Origin of the sequence: Halobellus sp. Atlit-38R (assembly GCF_003665925.1) — an archaeon.
Lineage (GTDB): Archaea > Halobacteriota > Halobacteria > Halobacteriales > Haloferacaceae > Haloquadratum > Haloquadratum inordinatus.
This window is the reverse complement of sequence record NZ_QXIJ01000204.1, coordinates 1-521: the sequence shown is the minus strand read 5'-3', so window position 1 is coordinate 521 and position 521 is coordinate 1. Positions and strand designations below refer to the sequence as shown.

Annotated in this window: 1 protein-coding gene; it reads left to right on the top strand. The window is 72.0% G+C overall.

The window, feature by feature from the left end; translation table 11 throughout:
• Nucleotides 1–521 (top strand): class I tRNA ligase family protein (locus tag D3D02_RS18955; RefSeq protein ID WP_233560720.1); only part of this gene is annotated, 521 nt, incomplete at both ends.

The following is a 521-nucleotide window of genomic DNA, read 5'->3' as shown; positions in this document are numbered from 1 at the left end:
CGCGATGTTAGAGGCGACCGACCACGCGGAGCCGCGCGCGGTGATGGCGTCCGGCTTCGTCACCCTCGACGGCAAGGGGTTCTCCACGAGCCGCGACCGCGCCGTCTGGGCCGACGAGTACCTGGACGAGGGGTTCCACCCCGACCCGCTGCGCTACTACCTCGCGACCAACGGCGGGTTCCAGCAGGACGTGGACTTCTCGTGGGAGAAGTTCGCCGAGCGCGTCAACACCGAGCTGGTGGGCACGGTCGGCAACTTCCTCTACCGCTCGCTCCTCTTCGCCCACCGCAACTACGAGGACGGCCCCGACGCCGACGCGCCGAGCGACGACGTGGCGGCGCGGATCGACGAGGCGGTCGACGAGTTCGCGGCCGCGGTCAACGACTACTCCGTCCGCGCGCTCGGCGACGCCGCGCCCGGGCGAGAGCCGGCCGTGCTGGAGTACCTCTCGGCGTTCCGCTACGCGCTCGCCGGCGAGTTCGCGGCGACGAGCGACCTCGTCTCGCGGCTCCGCGTCCAGC